General features: G+C 32.6%; 14 protein-coding genes. All 14 read left to right on the top strand.

What is annotated here, in order from left to right; translation table 11 throughout:
- Positions 1-193: 193 nt before the first annotated feature.
- The 14 genes from ACLUJM_RS02310 (at position 194) to ACLUJM_RS02375 (ending at position 17,264) form a co-directional block, all read left to right on the top strand.
- Positions 194-1,012 (top strand): hypothetical protein, encoded by an 819-nt coding sequence (locus tag ACLUJM_RS02310; protein WP_002611009.1) that lies wholly within the window; start codon positions 194-196, stop codon positions 1,010-1,012.
- 46 nt (positions 1,013-1,058) lie between these two features.
- Positions 1,059-1,673, top strand: coding sequence for a hypothetical protein (locus tag ACLUJM_RS02315; RefSeq protein WP_240272728.1), 615 nt, complete (start codon positions 1,059-1,061; stop codon positions 1,671-1,673).
- 56 nt (positions 1,674-1,729) lie between these two features.
- Positions 1,730-2,749, top strand: coding sequence for a hypothetical protein (locus ACLUJM_RS02320; RefSeq protein ID WP_256292659.1), 1,020 nt, complete (start codon positions 1,730-1,732; stop codon positions 2,747-2,749).
- 13 nt (positions 2,750-2,762) lie between these two features.
- Positions 2,763-3,302, top strand: a complete 540-nt coding sequence (locus ACLUJM_RS02325; RefSeq protein WP_256292658.1) for a hypothetical protein — start codon at positions 2,763-2,765, stop codon at positions 3,300-3,302.
- Positions 3,303-3,311: 9 nt separating this feature from the next.
- Positions 3,312-4,442, top strand: a complete 1,131-nt coding sequence (locus ACLUJM_RS02330; protein ID WP_256292657.1) for a hypothetical protein — start codon at positions 3,312-3,314, stop codon at positions 4,440-4,442.
- 42 nt (positions 4,443-4,484) lie between these two features.
- Positions 4,485-5,198 (top strand): hypothetical protein, encoded by a 714-nt coding sequence (locus tag ACLUJM_RS02335; protein WP_002611001.1) that lies wholly within the window; start codon positions 4,485-4,487, stop codon positions 5,196-5,198.
- Positions 5,192-6,124, top strand: a complete 933-nt coding sequence (locus tag ACLUJM_RS02340; protein WP_002610999.1) for an LPD11 domain-containing protein — start codon at positions 5,192-5,194, stop codon at positions 6,122-6,124. Before ACLUJM_RS02335 ends, ACLUJM_RS02340 begins: the two co-directional genes overlap by 7 nt.
- 41 nt (positions 6,125-6,165) lie before the next feature.
- Positions 6,166-9,309 (top strand): CHC2 zinc finger domain-containing protein, encoded by a 3,144-nt coding sequence (locus ACLUJM_RS02345; RefSeq protein WP_002610997.1) that lies wholly within the window; start codon positions 6,166-6,168, stop codon positions 9,307-9,309.
- Entirely contained in the window at positions 9,302-10,570 is a 1,269-nt protein-coding gene (locus tag ACLUJM_RS02350; protein ID WP_002610995.1) for a hypothetical protein, read from the top strand. Before ACLUJM_RS02345 ends, ACLUJM_RS02350 begins: the two co-directional genes overlap by 8 nt.
- Before the next feature lie 2 nt (positions 10,571-10,572).
- Positions 10,573-12,606: a VirD4-like conjugal transfer protein, CD1115 family gene (locus ACLUJM_RS02355; protein WP_002610993.1), complete on the top strand. Its 2,034-nt coding sequence runs from the start codon at positions 10,573-10,575 to the stop codon at positions 12,604-12,606.
- A gap of 135 nt (positions 12,607-12,741) precedes the next feature.
- Complete coding sequence (locus ACLUJM_RS02360; protein ID WP_118654677.1) at positions 12,742-13,083, top strand: DUF4134 domain-containing protein; 342 nt, start codon at positions 12,742-12,744, stop codon at positions 13,081-13,083.
- A gap of 57 nt (positions 13,084-13,140) precedes the next feature.
- A complete protein-coding gene (locus tag ACLUJM_RS02365) occupies positions 13,141-14,016 on the top strand; it encodes a hypothetical protein (RefSeq protein WP_002610990.1) in 876 nt (291 codons plus the stop codon).
- A gap of 1 nt (position 14,017) precedes the next feature.
- On the top strand, positions 14,018-14,770 hold the full coding sequence (locus ACLUJM_RS02370) for a PrgI family protein (protein WP_256292654.1): 753 nt from the start codon (positions 14,018-14,020) through the stop codon (positions 14,768-14,770).
- Complete coding sequence (locus ACLUJM_RS02375; protein ID WP_002610987.1) at positions 14,727-17,264, top strand: VirB4-like conjugal transfer ATPase, CD1110 family; 2,538 nt, start codon at positions 14,727-14,729, stop codon at positions 17,262-17,264. Before ACLUJM_RS02370 ends, ACLUJM_RS02375 begins: the two co-directional genes overlap by 44 nt.
- Position 17,265: the final 1 nt, after the last annotated feature.

Raw genomic sequence — 17,265 nt, forward strand, 5'->3', positions numbered from 1 at the left:
ATACGAAATATACTGGATTCTACAAGGGGTTGGTAGGGCAACAGAGTGAAAATCCAACAAGTGCAGGCACGAAACATACTAGATTACAACTATTGGTGGACTAAAAATGCGTGAATTTATTAAATGTCAAAAATTTACAGAAGTAAAAAAAATAGGAAGTGACTTCCTATTTTTTTGAAAGAAGGTGCAATAAATGGAACAAATTGGATTGTTTGATTTTTTAGAAGAACAGGAAGTAGAAAAGCCAAAAGAAATATATTATATAGCAAAAGAAGATTTAGAAACTCAATTCATTGATGGTTATACACTTGGCTATCATTATGAATGGACTGTACAAAAACCGAATTATAAGGGAGAAAACTTTATAGGACTTTTACCAAATAATCGTGTTTATAAAAATGGATTCATTTATCAATTCAAAACAGAGAAAGAAGCAAAACAAATGATTGTTGATACATATCAAAAATGGAAAGATTCTTTTGACAGAATGAAAGCTGACAAAGAAAGTTATCCTGTTGTCGAATATGATAATGAACCAAGAGTTAGAGGAAATCTTTATTTGTTGACTGAACCAGTAAAACAACTAGATGGCAGTAAAATGTTATTCTCTGAACATTGGTACAGTGGACTAAACGGCTATTTTTATACATTGACTTTACCATATGAAGATAAAATGGATTTACAAGGCAGAATCTTATATCAAAAAGATAAGATTGATAATGTGTCGAGGTATATCAATCGTGATTTAAAAGATAGACATAAAGCCCCTATCTTTTATACATATATTGATGAACTTATAGAAAGATGCGATTATCTTGTGAATGAGTTAGGATATAACGATTCTGAATATATGGCTACATTGCCTGATTTGAAAATGTTAGTAGAAATGTATGAGAAATACGAAAAAGAGCGTGAAATATATTTAAAAGATCATCCAATGGTAGAACAAGAAACAGATGTAGAATATGAAGAAATCGAAGAAGGTTTAGATGAGATGGATATGGAAATATAAAGCATATCTTAGAAAGTAGGTAAATATGCGAAAAGACAGAGTTTGGATGAAATTTAAGAAAGATGATTTTAATCAGCTAATGGGAGTTCTATCAAAACAAATTGAAAGATATGAAGAAATCGAAGCACAGAATCTGAACTTAAAAGCAGATATACAAGATGAAAAAGAATGTTTGCTAGATTTACAAAATAAGATTTGGCGATATTCACATTTTGAAAAAGAAAGTGAACTGATTACTATGGATATGTTTCCATCAGAAGTTAAAAACTTGTTTTTGACATTTTTGGAAAATTCATTCTATGAGCATGACTATACAAATGAATCCTATTTTGATGAATATTTAAAGAAACATGAAGAATGTATCTATCAAGGAAAAAAGCTGTCAAAAGGAGCAATCCAAGAATTATATGATATGAATGGAGTGGGGTATGATTGGTTGATTTGCAATAAAGATGGAAGAATTTTCTTTGTAGATCATGGCTTATATCCTTTGGAAAAAGGCGAAAAAGTTTGGAATAATAAAAAATTTGATGGATATAGTATTTCTGCTTTTGTAGAAGATAAGAAAAAGAGATATAAATCGCTTGTTTCATGGGAAGATGAACAACCATTTAATATTTATGAATTTTTACTCGCAAAGGATATAGACATGGAAATGTGATTACTTGGTCGCATTTTTTTATATAAGCAAATAAGGTTTAGAAAGAAGGTGTAGCAATGTTAGAGAAAACAGTATTACAACAATTACAAGAAATATTTCCTATGGAAGTAAATCGTGAGCAAGCTGACACAGGAGAAAAGATTCGATTACGAAATGATGAACAAAAAGTAGAGATAGATTTTCTTCTTGATGGACAGTTGGAACAAGGGTATGGATATAAGAATTCAGAAGCCTATAATCGAGATGTCTATGAAGCAAGTTATATTTCAGAATATGGCTATCAAGCGTATGAAGAACAAATCAAAGAAGCTATGAAACACTATTATAACAATGAAATCACTCTTGAAGAACTTGCCGAGAGTGTGAAAGAAGCAGAAAATGACAATGGATATAGCCATAAAGATTTTTTGGTACTTACGAATTATCAAGAAGAAATATCGAGTCACTTATTTGATGCTGTTGATTGGCAATACCCTGATACCTTATTTAATGAATGGATAGATAGTGATGAAATCAATTTGGTAGGAAATAAATACATTTTTACAGCAGGTATGGAATTAAATGATTTCTTGAAAATGGAATATCTAAAAGACTTTCAACAAGGTAATGTAAATATTCTTGAAGTAGATGGAAAGCAATATATCAGTTTACAAGACTTGGTAAATATTGATATAGATAGATATTCTGACAGATGTTTAAAAGTTTACTATGAAAATGAAAAAAGAGAATCCAAAACGCAGGAAAAAATCATGCAATTTCAGTCCAATTTAGAATTTGTGAATAAGAAATATGAAAACGCAGATGTTGTTTTAATAGTATGGGCTACAGAAATGTGTAGGGAACAAGGCTTGGCTGATTATTATCCAGTACAGGATGTAAAAGATGCGTTCAAAACAATGGAATATATTGATGAAAAAGAAGCTATAGAGATTGTTTTAAACGATTCAGAAGAAACACTTATCTATCACAAAAGTCCTGAAGAGGAATGTTTTACAAAGGAAGCATTAAAACATGAAACCATCAATTTTGATAAAGAAAGTAAAATGGAAGAGGACTTAGATGAACTTGAAAAATAGGAGATAGAAAAACATGAAGGATACATATGATTTTACTTATGCGGGAGATTTAAGACATTTTATAGGAGTATTACTAGATGATTATTGTCCAACACAATTAAAAATATTTGATTCGGATATTGTGTATGATGTGATAAAAGATTTAAAACAATTTGATATAGAATTGACAGGGGATCAAATTTTTGAAGATTGTTGTTTAGAGTGTAATGCGTTGTTGAATAAAGATTTACAACAGTTAAAAGAGGATTTTTCTTATACAGATATGGAAGAACTTAGTGAGTATGAAAAGGAAACTGTAAAAGAATTCCTAGATGCGTATAATGGCAATTATAATTTGATTGATTATGAATGTAATGGAAATGCAAGCTCTATTTGGATACGAAAAGATTTAACCAGTAACGAAATAGAGGTTTGTCGAATTATTGATAAGCATTTTGATGTCTTCAAAAATTTAGAAGATCGAGTCGATATTGATTTGTTCAATATTAGAAAAGAAGAAATATCTACAGAAAGAAATGAAATTGAAGAAGACTTAGATGAAATTGAAATGTAGGTGGTTAAAATGGAAAAAAGATTTACTTCTAGCAATAAACGAATTGTTGAATTTTGTAATTTAATGGAAAGTGTAAAATTAAAACACATGATTGATGCACGAATATTGATTTTAGAAGATGTAACTTCATTAGGAAGCCTATATATTTCTCAAGACAAAACAAGACAGTTGCTAAATGAATATCTAAAGCCTTATCGTTTTGAAATATCTAAAGATTATACAAGTCTTCATAATATTGGCAATAATCATAAGTATGATGTCATTGATTGTGATGTACTAGATAATGTAGAAACACATATCGGGCATCTTTCTATAAACAACTTGATGGGATATAACTCTGTCATGTTTATAGAGGATATGGATGAGAAAAGAATTGGTTCAAAAACATTTGAATTAACCAAACAAGGATTATTAACAAGGGAAAATGAAAGATGGATTGGTTGGGATAAATATATCCAAGAAAAACATTTAGATTGGAACTTAAATGATTTAGAGAAAGAACAGGAAATTCGTTCTTTAGTTCGTCAATGTATTGAAGAAGAAATTTTACAAGTTGAAAATGGATACATCATGGTTATACGAGAAACAACAGATGGAAATACAGTGTGGACACTTGCAACATATGAACAAGTTATTGAAGATTTAAAAAATGAAAAGCAATTTCAAGTGTTCAAAGATGCATTGCAACAAAAACAACAATTGAAAGAAAAACAAGAATCACAAAGTAAGAAGCAAGTGTATCAACAATCTTTAAAGGATATGCAAGAAGTTTATGATAAAATTGAAAAATTCAATAAAGAACATAAAGCACCACTTGGTACTGAAAAATATGAGTATGAACTTTATGCGTATATGAAACAAAATGGATTGTATGTTCATCTTTATGAAGAGTATGAAAATGGAGAATTTCTCAAAGACTTTGACTATGGACTTGTAACAGGAACGATTTATGGTTATCCTGATAAAGAATTAAGATTATCCGAGAGTTTTGAAATTTGGGGTAAAGATGGAGAATACTTTGGAGCATATTCAAAAAAAGATGTAATGACTAAATTAGATGGTTTAGATGCTGAACAACAAGAGAAAACACAAAGCATTGATGAAGAAAAAGATTTAGAACTAGATGAATTTGAAAAATAGGAAGTCACTTCCTATTTTTTATTTGGAAGAAGGTGTGGATGAATGACAAAGATAGATACATTGAGAAAAATCAATAAAAACATAGTCCATGATGATGGTACTATAGATAGTTTTGAACGACAACTTATTGATTTCATGTTTGGAGAATATGACTATAATTATCCATTTGTAATATCTACCAATTCAGAAGGATTAAAATTAGTTATGGATATTGATTTAGATAAACCATTATGTATTGATGTAAAAACTGTAATAAAGTGTGAAAGGAAGCACTCGCTTGATCTTTCTTTTGTTAGTCATATTGATGACTATATTAGAGAAAGTTGTTTGGCTTTTGAAAGTTTAACACAAGAAACTAGTATAGTATTCGTACTAAACAGAAAGAGTGATACATTTGAATTACCTTACATAGCTATCTGTAGAACAGATAAAAAGTATGGGGAGTATGTGGTTAATCAAATTACTTCAATTTATGATAAAGAGAAATTAGAAAGCCTAATTCAAAGAACATATGATGCGAACAAGAAATTTTATGTAAATGAAAAAAGTAGAGCATTTATAAAGTCTGCCGAGCTCCAATTGCCCATAAACCTTATAAATGCTCTATCTACTTCATATGATAAACAATGTCTTACAAAAAGTCAAGTTGAACAGGACTTATCAAAAAGTAAATCTTATGGTTCAGAAACACAACTAGATGAAGTAAAAGAAGATGTTGAAGAATATGAAATGGATATTGCAGAGGATAGATGGTAAACAGTGAAATCATCCATCATGAAATGAATGAAATCTTGAAAATAAAGAAAAAAGAGGTAAATAAAATGAGATTTGATAAGGAAAGATTTTTTAAAGACTTGCAGGAGAAAAAGCCTGAAGTGTATGGAAATGACAAGGTACAGGAATTGATAGGAATTGTCATTGATAGACATTATAAGAAAGTAGAAAATGACGAAATCGTTTATGATGATGATTTATTATTAGAATTGTATGATATGGTTCCTGAAATGTCGTTCAATGAAATAGATGAATATGGAATGTGTTTATCGAATGAAATGCAGATGATGATTGATGGTTCGTATCAACATGAATATATGATGTTAGGTCGATTACAACAAGATTGTGAGTATTACTTAGGCTATGGACAACGAAGCGAGAGGAATTTATGGGCTGACACAGTTCAAGACCACATTCACGCAATGAAACGATACTATAATCAAGTACCAATTAAACCTGAATGGTTATCGTATAAAGATATTCTCCGTTATGAAGCGAAAATGACAACATTGAAATCTTTGGACGATTTAAGAGATTTACTCGAAGCTCATGATTGGAAAATCTATGATGGTGGAACTTCATGGGAAATTGAACAATATTCGCCAGCAGGAGAAGATTTTGTTTTTTGTATTCAACATGATAAGTCATTAGAAAAAGCAGTCGAACAAATTTGTGAGTATGCAATGAATTTTGATCAAGAGGAACATATTGCCATGTGGTTAGAAGCAAGAACTGTTGATGACAATCGCATGAATGTACCTTCGCCTAGTGAACTTGTAGAAGATGCAAAAGAAATTCAAGGAATGTTGGATGAATTGGATTATGTATTGGATAATTGTACATTGATGGAAAAAAAACAAGAAACAGATATAGAACTTGAAGAAGAAATGGAAGATATAGAGAAATAGGAAGTGACTTCCTATTTTTTTAAAAGAAAGTAGGTGGAAAAATGGCAGAACAACAAAACTCTATGTTTCAACAAAAATATCAGATGATTATCAATCAAGCAAGCGTTCGTGAAGTCATGGAAGAATATGGTTTAAAGATTGTTAAGAAAGGGAAAGATTTTAAAACAGTTTGTCCTTTTCATGACGATCACGACCCATCCTTGAGTATCCGTGACGACAAGATTTGGAAATGTTTTGTGTGTAATGAAAGTGGAAATGCAATTTCTTTTGTTCAGAAGTATGAAAACAAAGTGTTAGGGAATCGAGGATTTACAGTACGAGATGCAATGAATAAGGTAATTGATATTTGTCATTTGAATATTCCAAAAGAACAAAACAATCAAAATTCACTAAATGCACAATATTCTCATAATTCTCGTATCTATACAGAGCATGAACGAGTTTTGTTAAATACGCTGAATAAAATCAAAGAGATTGCCAATTACAATCTGATAAGTTTAGGAAATACAGAAGCAAAACAATACCTTCTTAATCGAGGATTTACAGAAGACTTGATTCAAGAATTACAGTTTGGTTATATTTCTTATGAACAAATACAGCAGTGGATTGATAAAACTTTTTTGCCACTAGAACATCTATTGGAAACTGGATTTATTCGACAAGATGAAGAAGGAAATTATTATCCCGTCTTTGGAAATCGTATCTTGATTCCAGTGATGGATGAACGAGGGAATACCGTTACTTTTAGTGGACGAGCCATTCATGGCGAAGAACCTAAATATCTACATGGTAGAAATACAGAGATATTCATGAAATCCAACCATCTATACAATTTCAATATTGCGAAAAATTATGCCTACAACGATAAAATCTATGTAGTAGAAGGATTTATGGATGTTGCAGGTGGAAATAAAATGAACATCCGTAACATTGTTGCGACTATGGGAACATCTTTTAGCGAAGAGCAAATCGCTATGTTACGCAGATTGGATTGTGAAATCATATTGATGAGAGATAATGATAAAGCAGGAAGAAATGCAATGGTAAAAGAAATCCCTGAACTAATGAGTAAGAAATTGAAAGTTAGTGTAGTAGATTTAAACACAGTCAAAGAAAATCTACAACTTGCAGAAGATAAGGATAGCAAAGACCTTTGGGATTTCGCTAATGCAGGAGCAGTAGAGCAGGATTTAGAAAAAGCACGAGTATCAGGCTTTCAATATCTGATGAAAAATCAGTATTTCTTAGGTAAGGATTTCAATACAGAAACCATACGAGATGCCTATGACGAAGCAAAGAAAGATGAACTTATAAAAACTTCATATGATGAGATGAATTTCAAAGATTATGTAGCAAAACATTCTACTTATTCAAAAGAAGAAGTGGATGATATTATTCATTCTTTGTCACTGGAAGAAAAAACAAATCCTATCTTTCAATTCCAAGTCAATCTGATGGAACGATATATCATCAGTAATTCCAATACCTATGTCAATCGAACAGGAGATAAGACAATGGTGGAGTTCTATCAAAAGAATTATGATCGTCTTCGTCAAAATATCTTAAATCGTTTCCATGAAGACCCTACACGATACCTTTCTCCTGAACTTGATAAGGTATTGATTCCTGCTTTAGTGCAGGACACTATGGTAAATGATGAACTGTGGTTACGATATGAAACGATACATAAGTTTAAACACGAAAATGTATTCAATAAAACATTCGTAAAGAATACGATTGGACAACAAGCACAAATGAAGTTGGACATGGAACAAAAACGATTGGTCGTTAAGCAATTTGAAAAGACATTTACAGATGATGAAAAGTTAGAATTCGAGCATATTGATGAATTATATATTGTTAATAAATATCAAGAACTATCAGGAATCATTGATATAGAAGGTTCTGATAATGCAAAATTCTTGTTAGAGGCTTTAGAAATGAAATGGATAGGAAAAAAAGAAGGAATGTCGGTTTTCTCTTATAGTTCTATTTTTGATAAATCTATGTTGTTTGCGATTGATCCAAAGTATAAGACAGCAGATGGCAAAGATTTTAAATCCATTCTACTTTACAACAACAGTGGTGGAAGTTTGAAATTGACAAAGAACAATATTGCAACCCCACAAAAAAGCAATGGAAAACAAGAAGTTGAACAAAGTATTCAAAAAGAGAAAACAGTATCTAAAGAGAGAACTTTCACTGTCCACCATAACTTAATAACAAGAGAAACAGACGATTCTTATTTTGTTAGAATTCCTAATACAATGGCGAAGAAATATATGTATATCCCTAAAAAAGATACACAATGGTCGGCAAATCGAGAAATTTTAGTGGCAACAGTATCTACGAAAGATACCTTTGCGATTTATCGTTCGGATGGGCAACAGCAGGAAACATGGAATTGTAATGATTTGATGAAGCGTTGGGAAGATAAGACAAAGAAGAAAGAATCCATTGACATAAATTTAGCAATGAATAAAAACTTACAATCAACACCTGTAAAAAGGAAACAGCAAGGAAATCCAATCATGAAAAAGAAATTGGATATACCTTCTCGTTCTACGGAAATGGTACAGAAATTTCAAAAATATCGTATTCCAGTTCATTTGATTCTAAACAATGAGAAGGGTACATTGATGGTGCGAAGTGCTATGCAGGGATATACCTTGTTTATTCCTAAAACAAGTGTGCGTTATGTAGAAGGGAGAAGTTATATTGAAGTGACACCCGAAGTGATGGGAATCGACAAATTTAAAACCATTTCTACTATATCCGTAGGAAAAGATGTTAGTGATGGAATGGAGTTAAAAGGGAATATTTCTTTTAATGAACTGGATATGTTTTTATCTTCAGAAGGAAAGAAAGTATGGGCTGTCGTAGATGAGAATAAGTTGGTGGAACAATCGAATGGATTTGTACAGATACCCATCTTTAAAGACCGTACCTATGGATATGTGCGAGTCAATAAAAAGGAATTGGAACGCATCAATGATAATCAGATTGCTTTGGTATCTACACCATATCATGAATATTCTGCCTATAAAAAATCAGGGGAATTCAATGGACTTGTATGTGCCAAAGACATAGACTACCTTTATAACGAATCTACCAAAGGTTCGATTGATATAGATAATATGGAAGCGACAGAGGAATTAGAAAAGGAAGTGAAATCGTATGAATGATACTAAAATGGATATTCAGCGTTCAGGGGAAACGATAGAAAGAACAGCCGTAAAGTATTCAGCAAAAGCAACTAAAGGGTTGGCAAAACTAACAAAGATGCTTACCCTTTACGGCATCAAGATGTTTGCGAATCCGTTAAATGCTATCAAGAAGGACGGACCGAATAAAACACTGATCCATACTCCTGAACTTACCAAAGAAGAAGCAAAGGTCATGATTGCTAAATTAAGGGAAGCCGAAATACTTGCAACTTATCGTGAAGTAGAACCATCAGGACGAGAAATACGAAGGGGTATTTCTATTCATAACCAAGAGAAAATGGCAAAGAATGATATTAAATTAGCACAATGGAAAGACAGAGCCGTTAAATATGAGCGTTTTTCTTTATTAGGCAAGTTTTGTGAATCGCAGGCTGATAAATATCAGAACTTAGTAAATCAGGAAAATAGGATGCCAGCTGAAAATAAATATATCTTTATCGTCAATCAAAGACACTCGAATGCATTAAATGAAATGTTGGCAGATATACGAGAAATGCGATTGACAAAGGATTTTGATAACAGTGTATTTGAAAAAGAAATGGACGAAAACCTAGTGCCTGAATTAAAGATGGAAGATATGGAATTAACGGTAGAATCAATGGAAGAGGGCATTGAATATGGAAATCGAATGATTGCTGAATTTCCTCATGCAGATACCTGCCGTCATATCATTACAAAAGAAGAGTTTGTAGAGCATTATGAAGATATGTGTTCTCAAGAAGTTTTTGGTGCAACACTTCAAGATGAAGATCATGTCATGGTTGTCTATCATAAAAGTTCTCGTGAGCGTATGGAAGAAATCATGGGAACAGACGGGCATAAGATTATTGAATATGGGGCAAATGGTGGCGAAACGCTACAAAATCTCAAAAATGGAGATGCACCAATTCACGCTATCGTACCAAAAGAAGAAATGAAAAATTTTCGAGAAAAATATGAGGGATATGATTATATTGCTCGTAAGCAGGAAGATGGAAATTACGAAATTCATGTATCCGAACATCAAACAAAGATGATTGATAGGGAAATGAAATTAAAAAACCAACAAGCCCACGAAGACTTAAAGCAACAAGAACAGTCCATAGATTTAAACAAGGATTCCGTACAAATGGAAAATAAAGAAAACAGTATTTCGTGGGCAGAAAAAGATATGGCAAACCAAGAAGATTTAAGCTCATTGAATGAATTTGACCTAGAGTTAAATAAAGAGGATGAGTAGATATGAAAGTAAAACGAGAATATAAAAGCAACACAGTCATTGTAGTCCTTGTACTACTGATTGTGTTTTATTTTGGCTTACGATTAGGAACACTGGTGGAATTGAATGATGGAGAGTGGTCGTTTGAGGTATTAAACCAAGCAAGCGATCAATTTTTTTCATTTGAGCCTCTTATCTTTAATCAATTTACACTGATGATAGGTTCATTTTTAGCGTTATTTTCGTGGATGATTTATGAAACTCTACATTCTTCTTATAAAAAGAATATGCAGGAAGAAGCGTTTGGTAGTGCGAAATGGAATGACCCTAATTTTACGAAAGATATGCGTGAAAAGGATATGTATCAAAATTGGATATTCACAAAGACAGAAATCTTTTCTAAAAATATGAAAGTGACTAAACGAAATCGAAACTGCACTTTGATAGGAAGACCTGGAACTGGGAAATCAAGATATTGGTTAATTCCTAATATTTTAAATTCAATGGCTGAAACAATTATCGTTACTGACCCTAAAGAAGAAATTTTAAAGGCTACAGGAATGAGTTTAAAGAAAAAAGGATATGATATTCGAGTTTTAAATATCAAGGATAAATGGCGAAGCGACCATTATAATCCATTGAAATATATTCGTAAGTTACCGAAAGAAGCGTTTTTGTTAGACCTAGATAGTGATGAAAGCCGTCAGGATATTGTACAAGAATTGATGGATGAAGGACGAAATATTGCTGAAGATGATGTCATGAATCTAATCAATACGATTATGGAAAATACAAAATCAGAAACGATTGAATCCAATACTGGTGACCCCTTTTGGGAAAAGGCAGAAATGGTATTCTTACAGGCATTGTTTTACTATGTGATTTTCAATTATCCAATCGAAGAACGAAATTTCAGAAAAATCATGGAACTGATTCGTAAGGGAGAACCTGACAAAGAAGGAAATTCAGAACTTAGAAACTTATTTGATGAATGGGAAAGTCGTGATCCTAATAACATTGGTATCAAACAGTGGAAACATTTTGTTGTATCGGCAAAATCTCCAAAGATGATGTCCACCATTATTATGACGGCATCAGCCCGACTTGCTCCTTTCAACTTGCGTGAAGTAGATGAAATGACAAACAATGACACTATGGAACTGGATCGCATTGGTATGTCTGTCAATGCTCCTGAAGGGGAACATGGACGAGTTGCCTATTTCATTATTTCTGACCCTAACAGCAATGCATTCAACTTCTTGATGAATATCATGTATTCACAGATATTCACAATAATCGACCAAAATGCACAAGCAAATGGTGGACGATTGCAAACTCCATGTAATATCTATATGGATGAATTTAGACAACTGGGGAAAATCAATCGTTTCTTGGAATTTTGGGCATATTGTCGTAGCTTGGATTGTGGAATTGCCATTATTCTTCAGTCATTATCACAGTTAAAGAAAATCTATAAAGATGAATGGGAAACAGCATTAGACTGTTGTGACTACATCTTTTTCTTAGGTTCTCGTTCAAAAGAAACTTTGGAATATATGAGTACCATGTTAGGGAAACAGACCTTATATAAAAAGTCTTCAGGGCGAACCTATTCAAGACAAGGTTCATCCTCACAAAACTGGGATGTATATGGTAGAGAACTAGCAACCATGGATGAGTTAGCTGAATTGGAAGCAGGACATGGAATTTTGTTAATGGCAGGAACAAAACCTTTCTATTCTGAATTGTATGACTTAAAAAGTCATGATGATTATAAAGAAATGTGGGAAGCATGGGTAGAACAAGATGGTACAAAAGATCCTGAATTTAAGAAAACAAAAGAATGGAAACAAAATCATGAGAAATTGTACGATCATCTACAAGAAATGAAAAAACCTAGAAAATCAAAAACAAAGCAACAGCAAGAATTGATGAAAGCGGTTGGAGTACCATGTACTGTACAAGAGCCATTTGAAATGAAAGTAGTAACGGAAGCACAGCTTGAAGCAAAATATGGAAAAGGAAAACTGAAAGCTGTTTGGAGCGATATAAAATAGCATATCTTAGCTACTCTATATATTTTATTGAAAGGGGTGATGCCCTTAGAAATGAAGGGATAGAAATAAGGGGAGCATTTTTTATATGCAGGCAAGGTGCCTGTTTTTTTGTTGTTAAGAAGGAGGATTATGGAAATGGAAAAACTAACAGCAATGAAAAACAATATGTCTAAAAAGACAAGAGAAAAAGTCGCAAAAGCAGGGCTTATCGTAAATACGACAGCCATGATGATGGTATTGAATATGACAAATGTACTCGCAGTCAATTCCAATACGGATTCTATCGACCAATTTATTGATTTCGTGTGTGACTGGTTGATGAAGATTGGTGGAGTTGTAGGACTTGTTGGTGGTGTGTTATTTGCATTAGGGTGGCAAAGAGATGATGCTGAAGGAAAGAGTCGTGGGTTAATGACTTTAATGGCAGGATTTATGCTAATTGCCATTGCACAAGCACCTGATATTTTTGGTTTATAAGATGTATGGGCGAGTAAAAATATTCGCCCTGTCTTTTTAGGAAAGGAGTGAAAAACAATGTGGGATTCATTAGGAGAAATTGCACAATCGTTACTAGATATAGCTTTTTCACTATTTGGTTTTAATATTGATTTAGGAAACATGGGATTAACTGCCAAGGAATTTTGTGATTGGAATACAATTACTGCATCTGAATTCGGAACATTGGCAGAGATATTAAATAGTGCGTTTGTATCATTAGGATTGAATTTATTAACTGTATTCGTGATGATTGACTTGATTAAAAAAGCAATGGAAATTGATCGTATCTCTTGGGAGCGAATTATTATGAGTGTGGCACGATTTTTGATATTCAAGATGCTAATTACCTATTCCTATGAGTTTTTAAATATGATTATGAAAATTGGAAATGAGTTTACGAATACGGTTATAAACACAATTAACTTTCAAACAGGTACAGAATTTTCTATTGGAGAAATGATTAAAGAACTGATAGATACTGCTGAAGGTGGAATTACAATCCCTATTATAAATTGGAGTATCATGCCATTTGTATTGTTTGTGGTATTTATTATTATTTATCTTCCTTTAATTGGAACATTTGTTATGTGTATATCTCAAATCGTTACACGAGTAATAAAAATTGTTTTGGCATTTGCCTTTGCACCGATTCCACTTGCGATTGGAACTTGGGAAGACGGTAGTGGAACTGGGAAACGATTTATTATGAATGCTGTCGCCTTAGCGTTTGAAGGAATGATAATGATACTTTGTGTACATATCTATGCTTTAGGTATTGCAGACTTGCAAAATAGTACAACGACTTTTGGTGGTGGAATTGGAGCAATGATTGGAATACTTCTTATGAACGGTATTCTATCTACAGCTTTAACAACATCTTCACAGTTAGCAGAGAAATGGAGTGGTGCATAGTATGGATGATATTAGAATCAGAACACATAAAGAACTTTCAGGAGTGGCAGAAAAATACTATGGATTTACTTTTCGACAATGGTTGTTTCTTGTTTTAACTGGAATTATTACAGTGCCTACTTATTTATATTTAACACCTATATTGGGAGATGAGATTTCAAGTTGGATTGTCATTATCATGGGTTTACCTTTGATGCTTTGTGGCTTTTTGACATTGCAGGGAATGACAGCCGATAGATTACTACCTTTCTTAAAAAGACACTATTTGGATTTCGGAAAGCCATTAGAGTATAAGACTGAAAAAGAGTTATTAGCTGAAAAAGAAGCAAAGAAAAATAAAGGTAAGAAACAAAAAGAGGAATCTGTTCAAATAATCGAAAAGTCGAAAAAACCGACAAGAGCTGAACGAAAACAGGCGAAGAAAGAGAAAAAGGCTTTAATGAAGATGGAAAAAGAACAAAAGAAAGAAAAGGCTCGATTGGAAAAACAAAAGGAATTGGAATTGAAGATAGAGCGAAAGAAAGCCAAAGAAAAAGCAAAGGCAATGAAGTGGTATGGGGATTTAGATGCCAATAAGAAAGCCTTGATTGAAGAGCGTACTATGGAAAATAGTGAAAATGCACTTACGAAAGAAGATATTGAAAATATTGTCCGTCTAGGTGAAAAAGCAAAAGGCTATTTAGAAACAATAGAGAAAGGAGTCGAAGAAGATGTTCAAAAAGAAGGAAAAGAAAGAGAAATCGAAAAAGCATAAGAAACAAAAGCAACAGAAATCAGTGAATAAGCCAACCGAAAAATCATCCAACACGAATCCTTTTATGTCTTTGTGGAATAAACGACCAACAGTTTTTGTGCCAAAGACCAATCAACAAGTGTTTACTATGTTGTTTAAGGATTACAAAGAAAATATCATGCGAATCGGTGATGATATGTATTCTATCTGTTTTGAATATACAGATATTTCTTTCGCAAAAGCAGATTTAGAAGATGCAGGTGCAATCTTCTTAAAATGGGTGGATTATCTAAACTCATTTACAGATAAAGCACATATTCAAGTCACAAATGCCAGTACACCTGTGAACACAGAAAAGTATAAACAACAGTTTATCTATGATGAAGAAAGTATGGTTAGTGAACAGGAAAGACATCTTGCTCATGAGTTTAATACCTTGATTGATGATGCTATTGGGAAAAAGAAAAATACACTGATTACAAAAAGGTATGTCACAATATCGCAGAAAGCATTGAATTATGAAGATGCCAAAGCGATATTTTTTAATATCTACAGAAAAACAGAAGAAAAGTTTAAGGATTTAAAATCTAGTATTCGTATCGTACCAGTTAATGAGCGTTTGACTTTGATTCATGACTTTTGGAATATCCAAACAGCAGATGAAAAGGGGATCAAAGATTTTGAAGAATATCGTAAGGAAAAAGATCTAACGATTTATGATGTTCTTGCACCTCATGAATATATCAATCTAAGAGAAAGCGATTATATTGAAATCACTCCTCAAGATGTATTAAATTCGGATACAGAAACGGATGAAATCCATAAAAAACGCTTTATTCGTTGTCTGTATATTGAACCTGATTTTCCTAATGCAATTACTCCAAAGTTTTATAATATTTTAACTACGATTGAAGATTTACACCTTGTTACGACAATCAATATTCAGCCAAATGAAACGACCAAGATTGTAAAGAAATTATCCAAATTGCAATCAGGTTTGGAAACAGAGCGTTATAACAAGGTCAAACAATATGCGAAGCAACAGATGAATTATGAATACATGAAAGATAAGAAACTGGAAACAAAATTAGATGATGTTACGCAGATGATTGAAGATATTCAGTATAACGATCAAAAAGTTTTCTGTGAGAATATCTGTTTATGCATTGTTGCTGATACCTATTCTGAATTAGAAGAACAGACTGTTAAAATTCAAAATAAAGTAGGAGAAATGTTAATTCGTATTTTACCTTTAAAATGGCAACAATTAGAAGGAATTCAAAATACACTTCCATTAGGACATAACACACTACAATTCCAACATAAGGAAACTTCTGAAGCAACAGCTGTTCATGTTCCATTCAACTCTAAAGATTTTGCACATCCTAAATCTATCTTTATGGGAATCAACTTAGTAAGTAGAAACCCTATCTTTGTAGATAGAAAACGACTGATAAATGGAAATGGATGTATTTTAGCGACATCAGGAGCAGGGAAATCCTTCCAAGCGAAAACAAATGCTGAACAAGTATTACTACGCTATCCTGATGATGAAATTATTTTTATCGATTTCCAAAAAGAATATGGAGATGCCGTAAATGAATTAAATGGACAGACCATTACAATTTCCGATTCTACAAAAACATACATCAATCCATTAGACTTAGATCAAAACTATAGTCTGTCTGAAGATGGTGGAGATTCGCCAGTTAAAGCAAAAGTTGAATATATGCAAGGTTGGGTGGAATCTATTATTGATGAAGGTAGCCTTAGTCCGATTGAAAAGACGATTGTAGATAGATGTGTACGACATATCTTTGAAGATTATGAAAAAAGTGGATTTACTGATGAAAGTAAACAACCTTTATTAAAGGACTTTCAAGAAGAATTAAATGTTCAACCTGAAGAAGAAGCGAAAAAGATGGCAAAAGCCCTTGAGCGTTTCGTTAAAGGTACACAGGATATTTTCTCTCATCCTACCAATGTTGATATTCATAACCGAGTTGTATCGTTTGATATTTCTGAACTTCCTGCTTCTATTCAAACAGCAGGATATTTAGTAGTCCTAGACCATATTATGAATCGTTTAATAAAAAACCGAGCGAAAGGTATCAATACATGGATCTATATTGATGAATTCCATATCTTGCTTGCCAATCCATCAGGTGCTGAATATGTAGCTAAGATTGTCAAAATTGGTCGTAAATACAATGCTATGATTACTGTTATTACACAAAATATCGAAGATGTTTCTGCGAACGAATGGGGTAGAAAAATCTTAGGAAATGCCGAATTTGCTATCATTTTGAAACAAAAGAAGCGAGATCGACAGATTATTTGTGATATTTTCGATATTTCTGAAGGGGAAGCACGATATATCGGTAATGATGCTAAACAAGGGCAAGGTGTCATTGTCTTTGGTTCAGATAAGATTCCATTCTATAACCATGTGCCAAAAGAATTCCGTATCTACCAGTTGAACAATACTGATAAAAAGGCGATTGCTAGAACATAAA

The organism is Finegoldia sp. (genome assembly GCF_046991905.1).
GTDB lineage: Bacteria > Bacillota > Clostridia > Tissierellales > Peptoniphilaceae > Finegoldia.